The sequence below is a fragment of the Herbaspirillum sp. meg3 genome (assembly GCF_002257565.1).
GTDB lineage: Bacteria > Pseudomonadota > Gammaproteobacteria > Burkholderiales > Burkholderiaceae_D > Herbaspirillum.
The window spans coordinates 5,302,724-5,321,072 of record NZ_CP022736.1; the positions used below are offsets into that span (position 1 = coordinate 5,302,724).

21 protein-coding genes are annotated in these 18,349 nt (G+C 57.7%); 9 read left to right on the plus strand and 12 right to left on the minus strand.

Annotation, left to right across the window (positions count from 1 at the left end):
• Positions 1-617: 617 nt before the first annotated feature.
• A complete protein-coding gene (locus hmeg3_RS23835) occupies positions 618-848 on the plus strand; it encodes a hypothetical protein (protein ID WP_094565923.1) in 231 nt (76 codons plus the stop codon).
• A gap of 179 nt (positions 849-1,027) precedes the next feature.
• On the opposite strand, the gene hmeg3_RS23840 is transcribed toward hmeg3_RS23835, so the two are convergent.
• Positions 1,028-1,819 carry an SDR family NAD(P)-dependent oxidoreductase gene (locus hmeg3_RS23840; RefSeq protein ID WP_094565924.1) on the minus strand — a complete coding sequence of 264 codons (792 nt, stop codon included), beginning with the start codon at positions 1,817-1,819 and terminating at the stop codon, positions 1,028-1,030.
• A gap of 174 nt (positions 1,820-1,993) precedes the next feature.
• Complete coding sequence (locus hmeg3_RS23845; RefSeq protein ID WP_094565925.1) at positions 1,994-2,389, minus strand: hypothetical protein; 396 nt, start codon at positions 2,387-2,389, stop codon at positions 1,994-1,996.
• Positions 2,390-2,571: 182 nt separating this feature from the next.
• On the opposite strand from hmeg3_RS23845, the gene hmeg3_RS23850 reads away from it, so the two are divergent.
• Complete coding sequence (locus hmeg3_RS23850; protein ID WP_094565926.1) at positions 2,572-2,931, plus strand: hypothetical protein; 360 nt, start codon at positions 2,572-2,574, stop codon at positions 2,929-2,931.
• Between the two features lie 113 nt (positions 2,932-3,044).
• A complete protein-coding gene (locus tag hmeg3_RS25170) occupies positions 3,045-3,167 on the plus strand; it encodes a hypothetical protein (protein ID WP_255407532.1) in 123 nt (40 codons plus the stop codon).
• A gap of 273 nt (positions 3,168-3,440) precedes the next feature.
• Here the strand turns inward: hmeg3_RS25170 and hmeg3_RS23855 are convergent, their stop codons facing one another.
• Positions 3,441-4,529 (minus strand): NADH:flavin oxidoreductase/NADH oxidase, encoded by a 1,089-nt coding sequence (locus tag hmeg3_RS23855; protein WP_094565927.1) that lies wholly within the window; start codon positions 4,527-4,529, stop codon positions 3,441-3,443.
• Positions 4,530-4,651: 122 nt separating this feature from the next.
• On the opposite strand from hmeg3_RS23855, the gene hmeg3_RS23860 reads away from it, so the two are divergent.
• Together hmeg3_RS23860 and hmeg3_RS23865 are read left to right on the plus strand one after the other, a co-directional pair.
• Positions 4,652-4,960, plus strand: coding sequence for a helix-turn-helix transcriptional regulator (locus hmeg3_RS23860; RefSeq protein ID WP_094566534.1), 309 nt, complete (start codon positions 4,652-4,654; stop codon positions 4,958-4,960).
• Between the two features lie 294 nt (positions 4,961-5,254).
• Positions 5,255-5,542: a hypothetical protein gene (locus tag hmeg3_RS23865; protein ID WP_094565928.1), complete on the plus strand. Its 288-nt coding sequence runs from the start codon at positions 5,255-5,257 to the stop codon at positions 5,540-5,542.
• A 147-nt stretch (positions 5,543-5,689) separates the two neighbouring features.
• Here hmeg3_RS23865 and hmeg3_RS23870 read toward each other — a convergent pair whose 3' ends face one another.
• The 4 genes from hmeg3_RS23870 to hmeg3_RS23885 all read right to left on the minus strand — a co-directional run bounded on the left by hmeg3_RS23870 (position 5,690) and on the right by hmeg3_RS23885 (position 8,975).
• The gene (locus tag hmeg3_RS23870; RefSeq protein ID WP_094565929.1) at positions 5,690-6,106 is read right to left on the minus strand and encodes a VOC family protein; all 417 of its coding nucleotides are present in this window, start codon (positions 6,104-6,106) and stop codon (positions 5,690-5,692) included.
• A 51-nt stretch (positions 6,107-6,157) separates the two neighbouring features.
• A complete protein-coding gene (locus hmeg3_RS23875) occupies positions 6,158-7,189 on the minus strand; it encodes a threonine/serine dehydratase (RefSeq protein ID WP_094565930.1) in 1,032 nt (343 codons plus the stop codon).
• Positions 7,190-7,271: 82 nt separating this feature from the next.
• Positions 7,272-8,177 (minus strand): amino acid ABC transporter substrate-binding protein, encoded by a 906-nt coding sequence (locus hmeg3_RS23880; protein ID WP_094565931.1) that lies wholly within the window; start codon positions 8,175-8,177, stop codon positions 7,272-7,274.
• A 72-nt stretch (positions 8,178-8,249) separates the two neighbouring features.
• Positions 8,250-8,975 carry an HAD family hydrolase gene (locus hmeg3_RS23885; protein ID WP_198361745.1) on the minus strand — a complete coding sequence of 242 codons (726 nt, stop codon included), beginning with the start codon at positions 8,973-8,975 and terminating at the stop codon, positions 8,250-8,252.
• 101 nt (positions 8,976-9,076) lie between these two features.
• Between hmeg3_RS23885 and hmeg3_RS23890 the strand changes: the two genes are divergently transcribed.
• Both hmeg3_RS23890 and hmeg3_RS23895 read left to right on the plus strand, forming a co-directional pair.
• Positions 9,077-9,760, plus strand: coding sequence for a GntR family transcriptional regulator (locus hmeg3_RS23890; RefSeq protein ID WP_094565933.1), 684 nt, complete (start codon positions 9,077-9,079; stop codon positions 9,758-9,760).
• A 387-nt stretch (positions 9,761-10,147) separates the two neighbouring features.
• Positions 10,148-10,645 (plus strand): spore coat U domain-containing protein, encoded by a 498-nt coding sequence (locus tag hmeg3_RS23895; protein WP_094565934.1) that lies wholly within the window; start codon positions 10,148-10,150, stop codon positions 10,643-10,645.
• A 79-nt stretch (positions 10,646-10,724) separates the two neighbouring features.
• Here the strand turns inward: hmeg3_RS23895 and hutG are convergent, their stop codons facing one another.
• Positions 10,725-11,531: an N-formylglutamate deformylase gene (hutG, locus tag hmeg3_RS23900; protein ID WP_094565935.1), complete on the minus strand. Its 807-nt coding sequence runs from the start codon at positions 11,529-11,531 to the stop codon at positions 10,725-10,727.
• A gap of 124 nt (positions 11,532-11,655) precedes the next feature.
• Positions 11,656-12,561, minus strand: coding sequence for a LysR family transcriptional regulator (locus hmeg3_RS23905; protein ID WP_094565936.1), 906 nt, complete (start codon positions 12,559-12,561; stop codon positions 11,656-11,658).
• A 121-nt stretch (positions 12,562-12,682) separates the two neighbouring features.
• On the opposite strand from hmeg3_RS23905, the gene metE reads away from it, so the two are divergent.
• Positions 12,683-14,995, plus strand: coding sequence for a 5-methyltetrahydropteroyltriglutamate--homocysteine S-methyltransferase (gene metE / locus hmeg3_RS23910; RefSeq protein WP_094565937.1), 2,313 nt, complete (start codon positions 12,683-12,685; stop codon positions 14,993-14,995).
• A gap of 121 nt (positions 14,996-15,116) precedes the next feature.
• Here metE and hmeg3_RS23915 read toward each other — a convergent pair whose 3' ends face one another.
• The 3 genes from hmeg3_RS23915 to hmeg3_RS23925 form a co-directional block, all read right to left on the minus strand.
• Positions 15,117-15,407 carry a putative quinol monooxygenase gene (locus hmeg3_RS23915; RefSeq protein ID WP_094565938.1) on the minus strand — a complete coding sequence of 97 codons (291 nt, stop codon included), beginning with the start codon at positions 15,405-15,407 and terminating at the stop codon, positions 15,117-15,119.
• A gap of 171 nt (positions 15,408-15,578) precedes the next feature.
• Positions 15,579-16,337 carry an SDR family oxidoreductase gene (locus tag hmeg3_RS23920; RefSeq protein ID WP_094565939.1) on the minus strand — a complete coding sequence of 253 codons (759 nt, stop codon included), beginning with the start codon at positions 16,335-16,337 and terminating at the stop codon, positions 15,579-15,581.
• A 51-nt stretch (positions 16,338-16,388) separates the two neighbouring features.
• Entirely contained in the window at positions 16,389-17,189 is an 801-nt protein-coding gene (locus hmeg3_RS23925) for an SDR family oxidoreductase (RefSeq protein WP_094565940.1), read from the minus strand.
• 185 nt (positions 17,190-17,374) lie between these two features.
• Between hmeg3_RS23925 and hmeg3_RS23930 the strand changes: the two genes are divergently transcribed.
• A complete protein-coding gene (locus hmeg3_RS23930) occupies positions 17,375-18,322 on the plus strand; it encodes a GlxA family transcriptional regulator (protein WP_094565941.1) in 948 nt (315 codons plus the stop codon).
• Positions 18,323-18,349 lie beyond the last annotated feature (27 nt).

Here is an 18,349-nt window from a genome sequence, read left to right on the forward strand (position 1 = left end):
TCGATACAAAACAACATCACCATTTGTTCTGCGGTAAAAAGGCTCCTCCAGTGTAGTCAAGACTGAGTGATTGGCTCTCAAGCTAAGGGGAAGAGGAAGTCCGCAATTGGCCAGAAGTAGAAAAATTTTGTGTCGTGTTTTTGCTTAGCACAGCGAAGGAAGCCTCCTTTTGAAGTCTCGTATCGTTTTCTGACAGCCGAAGAAGGCGGACGAAAATCTTTGCCGCATCAGCACACTCGGTGGGACTTTCGGTATGAAGGGGACGACCCGGTTGCTGACGGCATTTGGATGATTTGGCCGGAGTTTCTGTCTGCCGAAGGAAACGTGCTTCCGAATGGTGAAGTTCCTACCACTGGGCGAGCACTGATGTACATCGTAAATCTGGATAAGGTGCCGTATCGTCGGGAACGAATATCAATAGGAACAAGGGGTTGTTTTGTGGAAGGTCCAAAGGCGGTCGCGGCTTGTGAGCTTGTCGCAATACATGGCCTTGCTTCTGCAACCTGCTAACGGCCGGTAACGAGCTTCAAGGACTTGAAAAAAAATGTCGGCGGCTTGCCGATCTGCCCACGTAAGACGATACTGAGAGGAGCCGTCTCTGTTGAGCGAGGAGACCCATGGACCGATCACATGATGCGTTGACGTTACAGATGCTGGACTGGATTGAACAAGGAAAACCTTCTTATGCCGAAGTCCTTGATGTCTGGAAAAGTACATGCCCCCGACTGACAATATGGGAAGATGCATGCGCCAGCGGCTTCGTCGACTCGACAGCTGGAATGGCCGGCACGGTTTCGCTCACAGAAAAAGGAAAGCGCTTCCTTTCTCAAACGTCACAGCCCGGTTGAGCTGCACCAGGCTTTCAGCCGGCGATGCCGGTAGCGATTGCGGTTTGGTGTTCTGAATGTCCTAGCCGTTGCACCGCTGCCCTTGGGTAATAGCTGCTTGGATGGATTCGGATGTCCTCGACCGAACAGTCGCAGACCTTACCCTTCTTACAGACGCGTATCCGAGACCTCTCGCTTCGTCAGAAGGCACTCTTGATCACACCGCCATCGACACGAAGCGCTGCGCCGGTGGTGGCCGATGCGAGAGGGCTTACGACATAGGCGACAAGTGACGCGACTTCTTGCGGCGTGCCGAAGCGCTTGATGAGTGAAGTCGGACGAACCTGCTCGAAGAATTCTGCCTCGACCTGCTGGAAGCTTTTGTCACTCGATCGCGCCATCTCTTCGACGAAGTCACCAACGCCACGCGATTTGGTCGGGCCGGGCAATATGCTGTTGACCGTGATGCCTGTGCCGGCGACCGATTCCGCCAGTCCGCGGGAAACTGCCAGCTGGGCGGTCTTGGTCATGCCGTAGTGGATCATCTCTGTGGGAATCTGTACCGCGCTTTCGCTGGAGATGAAGATGATCCGCCCCCAGTTCGCCTGCTTCATCGCCGGCAGCACCAAACGCGCAAGACGCACGCCGCTCAGCACATTGACGTCAAAGAAGCGCAACCAGTCTTCATCTGGAATATCTTCAAAGGCCTTGGGCTCGAAGATGCCGAGGTTGTTCACGAGGATGCTGATGCCGGGATGGCGTCGCACGACCTCATGCGCGGCGTCCGCTTTGCTGAGGTCCCCGGCATAGCCCTGGACCTTGCCCTTTGTTTCCGAGCGTATTCGCTCCACTGCCTCGTCGACGCCGGCTTGCGCCCTGCCGTTGACGATGACGCTTGCGCCCTCTTGGGCCAGCGTGTGAGCGATGGCGTAACCGATGCCGGCGGTGCTGCCGCTGACGAGGGCAATCTTGCCGTCGAGTTGCAAATCCATGTCACTTCTCCTTGGTTGACTGCGGAATGCGGCCGGAATCAGCTATCAGCTGGAGCTTGCCATCTCGGCTGCCGCATTACTCTATCAGGAACTCGCCGCCCGCATTGGAAAGCCACGCTTGTTGAAAGATTGCCAAGATGGGCGATTGCCGGGAAACGATTGACGTGAGTCCTGCTACTGTAAAAAACCCGACATGGCAGGGACTTTCGCCGATGCGCTCAGAACCGGCTGCTGCGAAAGTGCATCGAAGGAAAACAACAAGAGGATGCCGATGATGATGAAAATGGCGAATTTTGCCGTGTGTCTCAGCAAGTTCAGATGGGGACGTCGCGAGGGGGTGGTGTGCTGGAGTTCAAACCCCGGCGCCAAGAACCATTCTTCACCAGCGGATGGTTTGAAGTCTGTGTTCACGACTGTTTTCAGCGTTTTTCCCTGATGGCCGATGAGCTGGACTTCAAGCTCGTGCACCGCAACCGTTCCCCACAAAACTAAAAAGAAGCCTGCTCCCCAAAGCAACATGTCTGTTACCAGAGGACCGAGAGGAGAAAAATAGGTGATTGCGACGTGCATTTGTGCGCCTTGTTTTGTTGCAATGGAACGAGACCTGATGAAGTAAACATACTAATCAGGATGTACAAAAGTTCTATCAGGCAGTTCCTTATTTCCTTATGGCAATCCATGGAGGCTGTCCTGCGCGGACGCCGCTTCTGTATTATTCGAGACCTGCTTCACTCACTTCAAAAGTCTGCGACATGAGACGATACCTGGCCCTTCCCTTGTTACTTCTGACCGTCGGCCTGGCAAGCGTCAGTGCGCGTGCGAGCACGCTGACGACACCGTCTTTCATCATCGATATCGAGGAGCATTGCGGAGAGGGTTCGGTGGGCTGTGACAACGTGTCTTACGTCGGCACCAGCAAAAAGACCGGCAAACGCATCAAGCTGCGCGGCAAGTCGCTGCACACGTTGTGCGCGGATGGCATTACGCCCTGCCGCTTTCTCGGCTATGAGTTCAGGAACGGCGCGACCCGCTATCAGGTACAGGAGGATGGCACGCTGGTGATCATGCAAGGCAAGAAAGTGCTGGTGGAAGAAACCGGCGAATGGGACTAGCCGGCACCTCACACGCGCCGCCCCAAACATGGCGCTCCGCCTGATTGAGATATACTTCGGCACCTTCGGCACTCATGCTGTAAAAATTTCTCTTAATCAACTAAAGGAATGTCATGCGCAAATTGCGTCGTATCAAAAACATGGAATCGACTTACCGTATCTTCTTCGAGAAGCTGGTCAACAGCATGCTCGAAGAGCTGGGCCTGGAAATGGCTGAGCAAGAAGCCGCCAAGTAAGCCATAAAATAAGTCATGCGGCCGGGCGTTGCGCCTGGCGGTGCACATGTTGTGGGCAGTCGGATACGCTGTCCACAAACCATGTCAGTCTCTTCCTCTGCAGCAGCCTCCTCTTTTTGTTCGTCCCGGGTTTCTCCGCAATTCTCCAAGCTTGCTTCAAGCATCCTCAACCTGACTAGGGCTCCTCCGTGAAGCAGAGTATTGCTGCGGCATGAAAAAACGGCCTGCATTGCTGCAGACCGTTTTTGTTTGACGCTGATTGTTGGTTCTTGATCAGTAACGTTCAAGCCAGTGAGCGTAAGGCGCGGGCAACGTCCACGATGCGCGCTCGATACCCAGTTCCTTGGCGGCGAAGTAAGCCCAATGCGGATTGGCGAGATGCGCCCTGCCGACCATGACGACGTCGAGCTGCTGTTCTTTGACGACGCGCTCGGCGATCTCCGGTGTGCCGAAACCCCAGGCCGACGATACTGGCACGCCTGCTTCGCGGCGCACGCGTTCTGCCACCGGCCCCATGAAGGCAGGTCCCCATGGAATCGATGTCTCGGGAATCGTGAAGCCGACGCTGACACTGATCATGTCCATGCCGGCGGTCTTGAACTGGCTCACCAGGCCGATCGATTCGAGCAAGGTCTGTTCGTCACGGCCGTCATATTCGATCACGCCGAAACGCACGGTCAGAGGCAGATTCTCAGGCCAGACTTCGCGAACGGCTTTGAGTGTCTCCAGCAGGAAACGGCCGCGGTTCTCGACGCTGCCGCCATAGATATCGTCGCGATGATTGGAATGCGCGGAGAAGAAGCTTTGTGCCAGATAGCCGTGGGCGAAGTGCAGTTCCAGCCATTCGAAACCGGCTTCGCGTGCGCGCAGAGCGGCATCGACGAAGTTCTGGCGCACGCGGGCGATGTCGTCCAGCGTCATGGCGCGTGGTTGCTTCGGCAAACCTGCGCCGTAGGCAATGGCCGATGGCGCGATGGTCTGCCAGCCGCGGGCGTCGCCGTCCGCGATATGGTCGTCGCCTTCCCATGGGCGATTGGCGCTGGCTTTGCGGCCTGCGTGACCGATCTGGATGCCCGGCACCGAACCGGCCGCCTTGATCGCCTGGACCACCGGGACGAATGCTTGTGCCTGCTCATCCGACCAGATGCCGGTACAACCCGGCGTGATACGTCCTTCCGGAGCGACCGCCGTCGCTTCAACAATCACCAGGCCGGCGCCGCCACGCGCCATGCTGGCGTAGTGCGACAGATGCCAGTCATTGACCAGGCCGTCAACGGCCATGTACTGGCACATTGGCGGCACGGCGATGCGATTGCGCAGGGTGACGTCTTTGAGTTTGAAGGGCTGGAACAGAGCGGACATGGAAACCTTTTTTGCAAATGAGGGATGAAATAGTGTGTGTTAGCGGTTATTGAGCTTCATTCGTTATTTCGAATATATACGAACAATGGAACAAGTATAACCCAAGGTGTATGATGCTGCTGATGCGTCCCTATAAACACCCTGCCCCCGACGAATTCGCCCTTGAGCGCGTGCTCTACGCCTTGAGCGATTCAATTCGTCTGGATATTGTCCGGCGTCTTGCCCATGTGGAAGCGGCGAGCTGCGGAGAACTGGACGGCGGGCGGCCCAAGTCGACGGTCTCGCATCATTTCAAAGTATTGCGGGAATCCGGCCTGGTGCTGACGGAAACAACCGGCACCATGCATATGAACCGGCTGCGCCGCGCAGACATCGAGAGCCGGTTTCCCGGATTGCTGGCGGCGATATTGGCTCAAAGCGCTGCGGCCTAGGGCGCAAGCTGACGCCACTGCGGCGTTATCTGTCGAGTTTGTCTTGACGGTGCAATCACCATGCGCGCTGGTCGAACGGTGCACACTCCCCTACACGTTGTGGCCTGTTTCCTCACACGCGCTATCGCCATTCGCCGATAGGCGCGCCGCTGCGTTGCGCGCAGGATAAGCAATCGCCACGGAGCATTCGGTCAACTCCGCCGGTGAGCTCAGCTGCGCTCCGGCGATGCCGCCCGCAGCGAATCATGAGCACCAACGAGCAACGTCCACGGCCGTCCTTTGAGGAGAATTACGATGTCCAATCAAGACAACAAGCAACAGCGCGACAATCAGCAACAGGTGCAACCCGGCCAATCCAATCAAGCGGGCCAGCAAAAATCGGCACAGCAAGATCAGAGTTCGCAAGGCAAGAATCAGCAGCAAGGCGGCGCTGATCAGGGAACACGCAACAATCAGCACAACCAGCAAAATCAGCAGAACTCCGGCGCCGGACAAAAGCAACAGGATCAGCAAAATCGCGGCCAGAACCAGCAGGCCGGCGGCAGCGATCAAAAGTCCAACCCGGGATCGAAGCCGCTTTGATGCGTCGGTTCGTTGATGCGCTGACGCCATCATCCTGAGCTATATGGAGGCCGCCATCTTGCCGATGGCGGCCTTTTTTATTTTTCCGAGCCGTCCAGCCCCACTTATCGCGAGACAATCTGATGCTTTCGATCAACAGCGTCAGATTTATTTTTCGTAGACCTGCGCCAGGTCGGCAAACCCCTTCACTTCAATCGGGTTACCCGATGGATCGCTGAAGAACATGGTCGCCTGTTCACCTGCTTCACCCGCGAAGCGGATGCTGGGAGGAATGACGAATTTCACGTTGTCGCTTCCCGACAAGGCGTCGGCAAGTTTGCGCCAGTCGTCCATTTGCAGGATGACGCCCAGATGCGGCATCGGCACCATGTGCGATCCGACCTTGCCGGTATTCGTGACCTCGAACGGTTTGCCGAGATGCAGCGACAGCTGATGGCCGAAAAAATCGATGTCCACCCAGGTATCGGTGCTTCTGCCTTCTTCACAGCCCAATAACTTGCAGTAGAAGTCGCGCGCGACATTCAGATCGTGGACGTGATAGGCGAGATGAAAGAGTGACTTCATGGGAATCCTTGAGTGTGAAATTTGCGCGATGTGTTCGTAACGATACCGGATTTAACGCAGCATGGTTTCCAGCACAGGCATATCGATATTGCCGCCTGACAGAACGAGTATGGTATTGCCGCCATGGAGTGCCAGCTTTCCCGCAAGGATCGCCGCCAGCGCGACGCAGCCGCCCGGCTCCACCAGAACGTGCAGTTGTTCCAGAGCGAAGCGAATCGCTGCCGCGACTTCGGCGTCGCATACGGCTACCGCACCGGTCAGGGCGCGCCGGTTGATCTCATAGGGCAATTCAGCGGGCGTCACCGCTTGCAGCGCGTCGCAGATCGATTGGCTGCCGGCCGCGTTGCTTTCGCGACGGCCGCTGGCGAGCGAGCGCACCGTGTCGTCGAAGCCCGCCGGCTCGACCGCAAAGATGCGTGTCGATGGCGACAGGGCATTGAGTACCAGACTGCTGCCGGCAGCGAGCCCGCCGCCACCGCAAGGTGTGATGAAGTTGCCAAGACCCTCTTGCGTTTCGCGTTGCAGATCAGCGATTGCTTCGAGGATGACGGTGCCTTGTCCGGCGAGTACGTCAGGATGATCACCCGGTGGAATCAGGGTACCCCCGGTTTCTGCCAGTAGTTGCATGCCGATTGCTTCGCGGCTTTCGTGACGGCGGTCGTATTGCCTGACCTCGGCGCCCTGCTTCAAGGCGCCGAGGATTTTGTTCTTCGGCGCGTCGGATGGCATGACGATGCTTGCTTTTGTGTTGAGCTGCTTCGCCGCCCAGGCGATCGCCTGTCCGTGATTGCCGGTCGAGTAGGCGATGACGCCGCGGGATCGTTGTTCCGGCGACATGCTCAGCAATGCATTGAATGCGCCGCGCGCCTTGAACGAGCCGGTGACTTGCAGGTTTTCTGCTTTCAGCCAGATGCGTGCGCCGGCGATTTCATCAAGCACGGGGGAACGCAGCAAAGGTGTGCGGCGGATGTGGTCTCTGATGCGTTGTGCAGCCTGTTCGACATCATGAAATACAGGCACCTTGATTTCGCCGAGCAGTGAATGCCGGATACTCGGACTCGGGTTGGCGTGCAGGGCAAGCATGGGAATGCCTCAATGGATAAAAGGTTAGATAAGCGCCATGCGCCGCCCAAAAGTTGGGACGGCACATGACCGCGTGATGCAATCACTCTGGAATCGCGTTGATGTCGAAAGCCGCTTTGGTCAAAGGCGAGAGCGGCATGTTCAGCTGGCCGAACCATTTGTCGTACATGGTTTTGCCATCGCCGTTGCGGAATTTCTCGGCGATCGTGCGGTTGATGATGGCCAGCAGCGTCGAGTTGTTTTTTGCGACCATGATCCCGTAAGGCAGGTAGGACAAGGGGCGGCCGGTGATGCGGAATTCCGCCGGATTCTTCGCGTCTTTCCGCAATCCGTAGAGAATGGTGTTGTCCGTGATGTAGGCATCGGCGCGGCCGGTCTGTACGGCCAGGAATCCTTCTGCCTGATCACGTACCGACATAAGGCGCATGTTCAGATGCTTTTTGTTGTTGATGCTTGTCAGCATTGTCAGGCTGGTAGAAGCATTGGGCAACGCGACTACTTTGCCGGCGAGGTCTTCCAGCTCTTTGATGGGCGAAGAGGCCTTGACCAGAAGCTGATCCGAAGCGACCGCCGTCACATACGAGAAGTCCACCTGTCTCTGGCGCGTCAGCGTATTGACGGTGGAGCCGCATTCCATGTCGATGGTGGCGTTCTGGATCAGGGGAATACGTGTGGAGAGGTCGACCGATTGCATGACGACCTCCAGCGACGGCAGATTCAACTCCTTCTTCAAGGATTCGACCACAGCTTCGCACAGTTCCACGCTATAGCCGGTCGGCTTCTGATTGGCATCCAGATAAGAGAACGGCACGCTGAAGTCGCGTACCCCGATCTTCACTTTGTTGCTTGCCTTGATGCGTGCGATGGTCGAGTCCGCTGTTTGTGCCTGGGCCTGAACCTGAACGCCGCTGCAAAACAAAGCGGCCATGATGGCGATACTGCCTGCGAGTTTGCTGCAGGCTTTCGATTCTGCGTTCTTGCCGTTCATACCATTCTCCCGTTTGAAAAATCAATTGCGTGCGAAGTTAAGTGCGGAAATTGAATCTGAAACCAAGCGTGCTCACGCCAGCGCCAGATGCGCCTGGTGATAGAGCGCCAGTTCCTGCATCGTGTCGAAGCTGAGATCCGGCTTGGCGCCGACTGCGTCTTCCGGGCGCGAGCCGAGGCTGCGGCCCGGACGTTTGATCCAGACGTTCGACAAGCCAAGCTGATTTGCCGGAATGACGTCGGCGCGCAGGCTCTGGCCTACGTGCAGAATTCTTTCCTTGGGAATGCCCAGAGCGGCGAAGCTTTCAAATGCCGCATGAAAATGCGCGTGATCCGGTTTGTACGCCTTCACGTTTTCGGCGGTGACGACGACATCGGCTTTGATGCCCAGCTTGCGTTCGGAAAATTGAATCGAGGTGTTGTCGATATTGCTCAACAAGCCGATCTTGAAGTGCTGTTGCAGATGCGCCATGGCGGCACGCGTGTCGGCGAAGGTTGGCCACAGCATCACGGAGTTGGCGTAGACCTCGCGCTCTTGCGCGTTTTCGGGAATCCCGTAGTTGCTGCAAAACTGTCCATAAGCCGCCCGCAGCACGTCCGGATACAGCAAAGCGGGGCGCTGCTTCTGCAAAACGGCCCGCGCCTTGTCGAATTCCATCAGCAGTTGCTCGTCGGAGAGCGTGACGCCGTACTGGTCGGCGGTGCTGTGAAACATGGAAATGATCGTCGGTTCCCAGTCGATCAGGGTGCCGTAGACGTCAAACGTCAGGGCGTCGAATTGCGTCAGGTCTAGTTTCATATGATTCCCTCTCATTAATCGATTATCGATAATTGATAATGCTATTATCGATAATCGATGATGTCAAACAAATTTGTTAAAATGTCGCCCGAGAGGTGAACATGAAAATATTGGAATCATTGGCACAGGACGTCATTGCCAAACGGCAACCCGCCACCGCGTCGATCGCCGATGCGCTGCGCGACGCCATCCTGAAAGGTGTGCTCAAGGGCGGCGAGCCTTTGCGGCAGGACGCCATTGCGAAGCAGTTCGCAGTCAGCCAGGTCACGGTTCGCGAGGCTTTGCGGATCCTGGAACATGAAGGATTGGTGGAGGTCGCGGCACGGCGCGGTGCCGTGGTGTACTCACTGTCGCCGGAGGATGTGGCGGAAATCACCGACTTGCGCGCCACGCTTGAGGGCAGCCTGATCAAGGCGGCGATGCCGTCTTTGAATGCGCAGGATTTTGAGAAGGCCGAAGCGACAATCAGGCAGCTTGAACAGACCAGCGACGTCGACGAGCTGATTGCGCTGAACGTGGTTTTCCATCAATGCCTCTATGGCAAAGCCAGCCGCCCGCGCACGACCGCTATTCTCGACCGGCTGAGAATCAGCCTGGAACCGTATCTGCGGCTGCTATGGAACAAGACCGGTTACAAGAGACAATCGCAGGACGATCATAAAAAGATTCTCGCGCTGTGCCGGGAGAAGAAGATCGCTGAGGTGGAAAAATTCCTCAGGGTGCATATTGAGAAAACCGGGAGCGAGATTGAGGATTTGCTGAAGAGCCTTGCAACAAAAAGCTGACGGCCCTCATTTTTTCATCTGTAGCATCAGTAATTGGCGCAGGCTACATGTGTTTTTACATCGGCTGCGCCTCAATCCCTCTTGGACTTGAAGCGCCCTTCTCCTTCTCCCCCGCTCCTGCTTCCGACCACTTCGGCATAAGCCCTCTGCACCAATACGCTTCCGGCTGACTGCCATGAGAGCGAGTCTGCGCAGCAGACTTGCCGTCACCACTGTTTCAGTACGTCAACACCCCTCAGGAATTCCCCGATCAAATTAGCAAGCGTGTCAGGTTTCCCCCGATATCTGGAGGTATGTCGAAAACGTAAAGTTCACCTGTGCCCGGCGAATTCGACATTCTTGTAATGGGACAAGAAGGAAACCGCCAAATAATCAGGAAAGAATGCCATGTTCACCATCAAGAAAAATCGTGTCATCTGCGCCACCCTCGCTGCCGCCATGCTGGTTTCCGGCGCTCCGGTCATGGCTGCTACCGCAACCGGTACCCTGGTTGTCACTGCAACCGTGCTGGCTTCCTGCACTGTGGTTGGTTCGACCATCGCCTTCGGCAACTACACCAGCTCGCAAGTTGACCAAACCGGCAACATCGCGGTGCTCTGCACCAACGGCACTTCGTACACCATCGGCCTGGATGCAGGCGCCGGTACCGGCGCTACCACCAGCGTGCGCAAACTGACCGGCTCGCTGGGCGGCACACTGAACTACGCGCTCTATCGCGATTCGGGCCGTACCAACAACTGGGGTTCGACCATCGGCACCGACACACAAGCCGGCACCGGCAACGGCCTGACCCAAAACCTGACCGTCTACGGCCGCATCGCCAGCGCACAGACCCCATTGGCCGGCGTCTATACGGACACAGTGACGGTTACGCTGACTTACTGATTCATTTTCACTACAAGCAAAAAGCCCGGCATCAGCCGGGCTTTTTTCATTGTGCGATGAAGCGGTGAGGCAACCAGCGTCAAGGCCGCGGTAACGCCTGCAACGCCGCCTCCATGATGGTGCGGATCACCGGCGCGGACTCTTGTGCCAGGTCAGGCCGATAGCCGAAGGGTGGCGTTTCGTCCATGTAAGTGGACTGGCACATTTCCAATTGCACTGCGTGGATGTTGTCTTGCGGCTGGCCATAATGCCGCGTGATGTAACCGCCTTTGAAGCGGCCGTTCAACACCGAGGTAAAGCGCTGGCCGACGGCGGCCGATGCCGCATGTCCAACGGCGTCTTGCACCGCAGGCGCACAGCTGCGTCCTTCGTTGGTGCCTAAATTGAAATCGGGCAGCTTGCCGTCAAAAAGACGCGGCAGACGGCTTGCGATGGAATGCGCGTCCCACAGCAGCACGGCGCCATGCAGCGCGCGCAGCCGCGCAAGTTCTGCCTGTAACTGGTCGTGGTAGGGGCGCCAGTACGTCGAAAGGCGCTCGGCGATTTCTTCTTTTGTCGGGGCCTGACCATCCTGATAGATCGATTCACCGGGAAAGGTCTCCGTCGGGCAAAGCGATGTTGTCGCTTGTCCTGGATACAGACTCTCGTCACCAGGCGGACGATTGAGGTCAATCACATACCGGGAGTGCGTCGCTTGCAGAATAGTCGCACCCATGGCGTCGGCAAAATCGTAAAGCTGCGCCAGATGCCAGTCGGTATCCGCCAGCAGATTCGCAGCCGGCGTCAGGCGGTCGGCAATTCCATCAGGAATGTGCGTACCCATGTGGGGAATGGAAATGAGCAGCGGCTGCTCTCCACGTTTGAGATTAAAAAAATCAACTGCCATTGCTGCTCTCCATTCATCATTCAATCAAAGTGCCGTTCTGCGGGTTGCGCCGAAAAAGACAGTGAACGCATTATCGCCGGGCGCGATTTGCTTCAAGCAACCTCCATGCCTTCTCACACCGGCCCTACTTTTTCCCGGCAACCACCACCGACGGGCGACGCGCCAGTTCAACAAACGCCTTCAGGTAATCGACATCGACATCCGCTTCGCGTGCGCCCAGAAAAATTTGCTTGGCGATACCCTGGCGTCCCAGACGCACGGCGACGACATCCATCTTTTCGGCGTATTCTTCCGCCAGCCAGCGCGGCAAGGCGGCGACGCCGCGACCGCTTTCGACCATCTGCAACATGATGTCGGTGGTTTCGATGGTCTTGTGACGTTGCGGCGTGATGCCGGCGGGCATGAGGAACTGGTTGTAGATGTCGAGGCGATCGATCGCGACCGGATAGGTAATGAGCACCTCATTGCCGAGTTGCGCCGGCCGGATGTGCGAGGCCGTCGCCAGCGTGTGTTTTTTGCTCACGACCAGCACCTGTTCATAGTCGAATACCGCCTCAAAATGCAGACCGGGCTTGTAGAGCGGATCGGGCGTCACCAGCAGATCGATCTCGTAGCCGAACAAGGCGCCGATGCCGCCGAACTGAAATTTCTGCTTCACATCGACGTCAACATCGGGCCAGTTGGCGAGATAAGGTGATACCACTTTCAACAGCCACTGATAACAGGGGTGGCATTCCATGCCGATGCGCAAGGTGCCGCGCTCGCCGGAGGCGTATTGACTCATGCGTTCTTCCGCCATGGCCAGTTGCGGCAACACGCGGTTGGCGACGGCGAGCAGATATTCTCCCGCTTGCGTCAGCCGCAGGCTGCGGCCTTCGCGCAGCCAGATGTCGGTGCCGAGCTGTTGTTCGAGCTTCTTGATGGCGTGGCTGAGCGCCGACTGCGTGAGAAACAACACGTCCGCCGCTGCGGTCAGGGACCCCTGCTTATCGACTTCCTGAATGATGGCGAGATGGATGCGTTCTAGCATGGCGGCCTTTTTAATCCATGAACAGGATTAATTGATTAATGAGAAAACACCATTTTACTTCATGGATAACGAAGACTAACCTTCGCCTACCGGACAACTTAAGTAGGATGAAGAAGACATCATGGTCACCACACACAATTTAGGCTTCCCCCGCATCGGCGCGAAGCGCGAACTGAAATTTGCACTCGAATCGTATTGGAAAGGCGAATCGTCGCGCGACGAATTGAAAGCGCTGGGCGCGCAACTGCGCCAGCGTCATTGGGCGCATCAGGCTGAGCTGGACTTGGCACCGGTCGGCGACTTCGCCTTTTATGACCAGATGCTCGACATGAGCTTCACGCTGGGCAACCTGCCTGAACGGGTGCGCGATTTCCACGGCGACACGCTGGATAACTACTTCCGTGTGGCACGCGGCCGCTCGGCCAAAGGTCTGGAAGACCACGCCGCGTGCTGCGGCGGCGTGGCCGCCGGTGAAATGACCAAATGGTTCGACACCAACTACCATTACATCGTCCCGGAATTCACCGCCGATACGGCATTCAAGCTTGACGCATCGCGCCTGCTGGAACAACTGAGCGAAGCCAAAGCGGCGGGCGTGAAAGCCAAACCGGTGATCGTCGGCCCTGTGACCTATCTGGCGCTGGGCAAGGCCAAGGACGATTCGGACAAGCTGGCGCTGTTGCCGCATCTATTGCCGCTGTATGCAGAATTGCTGGCTCAGCTCGCCGCGCAGGGCGTGGAATGGGTGCAGATCGATGAACCGATTCTGGTCACCGAATTGTCCGCCGATTGGCAAGACGCTTTCAGCACGGCTTATGCCGCGCTGAATAGCAGCAATAGCAGTAATAGCGGTAGGGTCAAACTGCTGCTGGCGACTTACTTCGGCCAGTTGCAAGACAACCTGTCGCTCGCTTGCCAACTGCCGGTACAAGGCCTGCATCTGGATGCGATCAACGCACGTGCCGAGGTCGATACCGTGATTGCACAATTGCCACAGGATCGCGTGCTGTCGCTGGGCGTGATCAACGGTCGCAATATCTGGAAGTCCGATCTCAACGCTGCGCTGGAATGGCTGGCGCCGGTTGCCCGCCAACTCGGCGACCGTCTCTGGATTGCACCAACGTGCTCGCTGCTGCATGTGCCTGTCGACCTCAACAGCGAACAGAAGCTGGATGGCGAGATCCGTACGTGGCTGGCGTTTGCGATTCAAAAGCTGGATGAACTGAAGGTACTCGCCACCGCATTAAACCAGGGCCGCGACACCGTCAAGACAGAACTGGACGCCAACCAGGCTGCCGTCAATGCCCGCCGCACATCGCCGCGCGTCAACAATCCTGCCGTCAAGGCAGCCGTCGCCGGCATCACCAGGGCAATGGGTGAACGCAAGAGCGCCTATGCCTTGCGCGCCGCTAAGCAGGCCAACTTGCTGAAGTTGCCGGCATATCCGACGACGACTATCGGTTCTTTCCCGCAGACCGCCGAGATCCGCCATGCACGCAGTGAGTTCAAGGCCGGCAAGCTGAACGAAGCCGACTACAAAGTCGCCATGCAAGCCGAGATCGCCCGCAGCGTGCGCGAACAGGAAGCCCTGGGCCTGGACGTACTGGTGCACGGCGAAGCCGAGCGCAACGACATGGTGGAATACTTCGGCGAACAACTCGACGGCTACGCGTTCAGCCAGTTTGGCTGGGTGCAGTCCTATGGTTCGCGCTGCGTGAAGCCGCCCATTCTGTTCGGCGACATTGCACGTCCGAAGGCGATGACGGTCGCATGGAGCCAGTATGCGCAATCGCTCACCGCCAAACCCATGAAGGGCATGCTGACCGGCCCGGTCACGATCCTGAACTGGTCGTTCGTGCGTGATGATCAGCCGCGCTCGGTGTCGTGCTACCAGCTCGCGCTGGCCATTCGTGAAGAAGTGCTCGACCTTGAAAAGGCCGGCGTGCGCGTCATCCAGATCGATGAAGCGGCCTTGCGTGAAGGCCTGCCGCTGCGACAATCGCAATGGAAGCAATATCTGGACTGGGCGGTCGAATCCTTCCGCATCACCGCCAACGGTGCGCAGGATGAAACGCAGATCCACACGCACATGTGCTATTCGGAGTTCAACGACATCATCGAATCGATCGCCGATATGGATGCGGACGTCATCACCATCGAGACCTCGCGCTCCGACATGGAGCTGCTGGATGCCTTCGACAACTTCAACTACCCCAACGAGATCGGACCCGGCGTCTATGACATCCACTCGCCGAACATTCCGACGCAGCAGCACATGGTGCAGTTGATGAAGAAGGCCGCCGAGCGCATTCCCGCCGGACGCTTGTGGGTGAATCCGGATTGCGGCCTGAAGACCAGGGCATGGGAAGAAGTGATTCCTGCGCTGACCAATATGGTTGCTGCAGCCCGGGAGCTGCGCGCAGTGCATTCTTAAGCGTTCGTAGAAAGCGCCACGGCGCTGCGTCCTGCCGACGTAGCGCCGTGGCGGTAATGCCATCCCGAAGGTTTTTTTTCTGATAGTGACTGAGCGTCGCAGTCTGACGCCGTCTGAGGTCTTAGCTCACCGGTATCAGTTTGCTGACGTGCAGGTCGGCGCGATCCTTCAAAGCGCCACCGAGAGTGGCCAATGCAGCACCGCGCTCATGCGCGTCCAGATCCGCCATGCTGCTCCACCGCTCAATCATGATCAGCCGGTTCGGTTCGTTCATATCCTCATGCAAGACGTACAGTTCACAGCCTTGTTCCAGGCGCACGGCGGCAACGGCTGTACGCAGCGCATCGACGACCGCATGGCGATGACCGGGATGGGCAGTAATGGTGGCGACGACGGCGATAGGTTGAGTCATTTTGGTTTCCTTGCGTGGTGAATACGTCCGGCCATTGTCGCTGATATCGGCACATGGCGTAGCCATATCCGATTTGTTTCAGTTTCAATGAAAAATGACAAATCGCCTCCCCTGGACAGGTGGCGATTTGTCAGCCGCATCCGATCAAAGTCAGACCAGCATCTGGCTGGATCAGACTGGAATCGGATTCTCAATCAGCGACAGGTTAAAGCCATTGAACATGGCATGTTCACCTGGGCCTGGATTGGCGCGCAACGGACGTACTGCTTCGACGATCACTTCCTCGGCGTCGCTTCCCAGCGCAAGCATGGTTTCGGCGATGAACGCGTCAAGCGGCATGGCACGTGGATCGCCGCTCTTCCTGACCAGATCCGTGTCTACCCATGGCGGGGCGATCTCTTGTACGCGCACGGTGGTGTCGCGCAACATGAAGCGCTGCGACATCGCATACGAATGCAGCGCTGCCTTGGACGCGGAATACACCGCCGTCGCTGCCAGCGGAATGTAAGCCAGCACGGACGTGTTGTGAATGATGGTCGCACGCGGCTGACGCTTGAGCTGGTCAATCAGCGCCGAGGTCAGGCGGATCGGGCCGAGCAGGTTGGTGTCGAGAATGCTGCGCGATACCTTGTCGTCAATCTGTGCACCGGCGTCGTCGAACGGCATGATGCCGGCATTGTTGATCAGCACGTTCAGCGCCGGATAGCGCGCCGTCAGTGTCTTTGCAGCGGCATCGATGCTGGCCGGGTCGGCAATGTCGATCTCGATGGAGGCCATGCCGGGATTGGCGGCGACGACTTCATCCAGCAATGCTTTGCGACGGCCGCCGATGATGACGGTGTTGCCGCGTGCGTGCAACGCTTCGGCCAGTCCGCGGCCGATGCCGGAGGCGCCGCCGGTGATGAAGATGGTGTTGTCGGTGAGTTTCATGATGGGTCTTTCGTCAAGTAAATAGTTAAGCAGGCAGGCGGACTGAAATGATCAGTTCGCCGTGAGATAGCGCGGCGCGACCGCTTTGTTCGACAAACGGGGCAACATGACCTGACGAGCGGCTTCATACGCTTCCCACGCGCCGGCGTCGTGCAGCGATGGAATCGTGACCAGCTCGCCGCGATCGAAACCGACCAGTGCGGCGTCGACCATGTTGTCAGCAGTCATGACGATGTTCGGATCGAGGTTTTCCACCGGCAGTCCGCCGATATCCCAGAATTCCGTTGCCGTTGCGCCGGGCAATACGGCCTGTACACGCACGCCTTGGGATGCCAGCTCGTGATGCAGGGATTGGCTGAAGGCATAGACGAATGCCTTGCTGCCGCCATAGACGCCGTTGAGGATTTCCGGTGCGATGCCGACGATGGAGGCGATGTTGATGATGCGACCGGCGCCGCGTGCCACGAAGCCCGGTACGGCGGCATAAGTCAGGCGGGTCAGCGCAGTAACGTTAAGGTCGATCAGTTGCGTCATTTTGTCGACGTCGCTCGACAGCAGCGGCGCGTGGGTGCCGATGCCGGCGTTGTTGACCAGCAAGGTGATGCTGGCATCGCTGCGCAGCTTGGCTTCTACCTGCGCCAGCGAGGACTTGTCGTTGAGGTCGGCAACCAGCACCTCGACGGTACGACGGGTTTCATTGGTGATGCGGTCAGCCAGTGCATTGAGGCGGTCACGGTTGCGGGCGACCAGAATCAGGTCGTAACCGCGTTTGGCCAGGCGGTCGGCATAGATGGCGCCGATGCCCGAAGAGGCGCCGGTGATGAGGGCAGTACCTTGGTGTGCTTGCGTCATGATGTTGCTCCTGTGTCAGTCGTGTGTCGGATAAGTTGGCCTAAGCGTCGGCTTAGGGACAACTGCTCATTTGTTTGAATGCATGGACACATGATAGGGACGCTTGACGTTGTCTCAAATGACGTTTATGGTCATGTTTTAGGACATAGGTCGGAATTCAGACAATATCGGACAAAGGAACAGACATGCATCGCGTCGGCTACTTACTGCAGGATGGGTTTCAGATCATGGCGGTGGCGACACAGGCGGTGTTCGAGTACGCGAACATGGTCGCCGGCGAACCCTTTTATGAGGTCGAGAACTATTCTTTGGCCGGAAAAGAAGTGCGTTCGTCCCTCGGCTTGCGCGTCGAAACGCGGGTGCCGACTGCACGGACGCAGGTGGATACCTGGATCGTCGCCGGCGTCGGTGATCCGCTGAGTTTTCCGGCTTCGGGCCAAGAGCAAGCCTTCCTGAAAAAAGCCGCCACGCGCGCGCGGCGTGTCGCCGCCATTTGCACAGGCGGGTTCGTGCTGGCAGAGTCGGGATTGCTGGAAGGACGGCGCGCCACCACGCATTGGTATTTCGCGCGCGAGATGCAGAAGCGCTTTCCGGACATTCAGGTGGAAGATGATCGGATCTACATCGTTGACGGCCCGATCTGGACGTCGGCAGGCATGACGGCAGGACTGGATCTGGCGCTGGCGATGGTAGAGAAGGATCTGGGCAGCGACGCAATGCGCTCGGTCGCACACAAGCTGGTGATGTATCAGCGCCGCTCAGGCGGACAATCGCAGCATTCCGAAATTCTCGATCTGTCGCCGAAGTCGGATCGGATTCAGAATGCCCTGAACTATGCGCGCAAGAATCTCAACAAGGAGTTGACCGTCGATGAGTTGGCGGAATCGGTCAACCTCAGTCCGCGTCAGTTCAGCCGTGTGTTCACTGAAGAAACCGGCCAGTCGCCGGCCAAAGCCATCGAAGGATTACGCCTGGAAGCAGCACGACTGATGATTGAACAAAGCCGCCATCCGCTGGAAGTGATCGCCAGAGAGACGGGCTTTCGCGACCGTCGTCACATGCGGGAAGTATTCATGCGCGGATTCGGCGTGCCGCCGCAGGCGATCCGGCGCGATGTGCGCGAGGCGAGATAGCAGGGATGGCTGAGCGCCCTGCTTTAC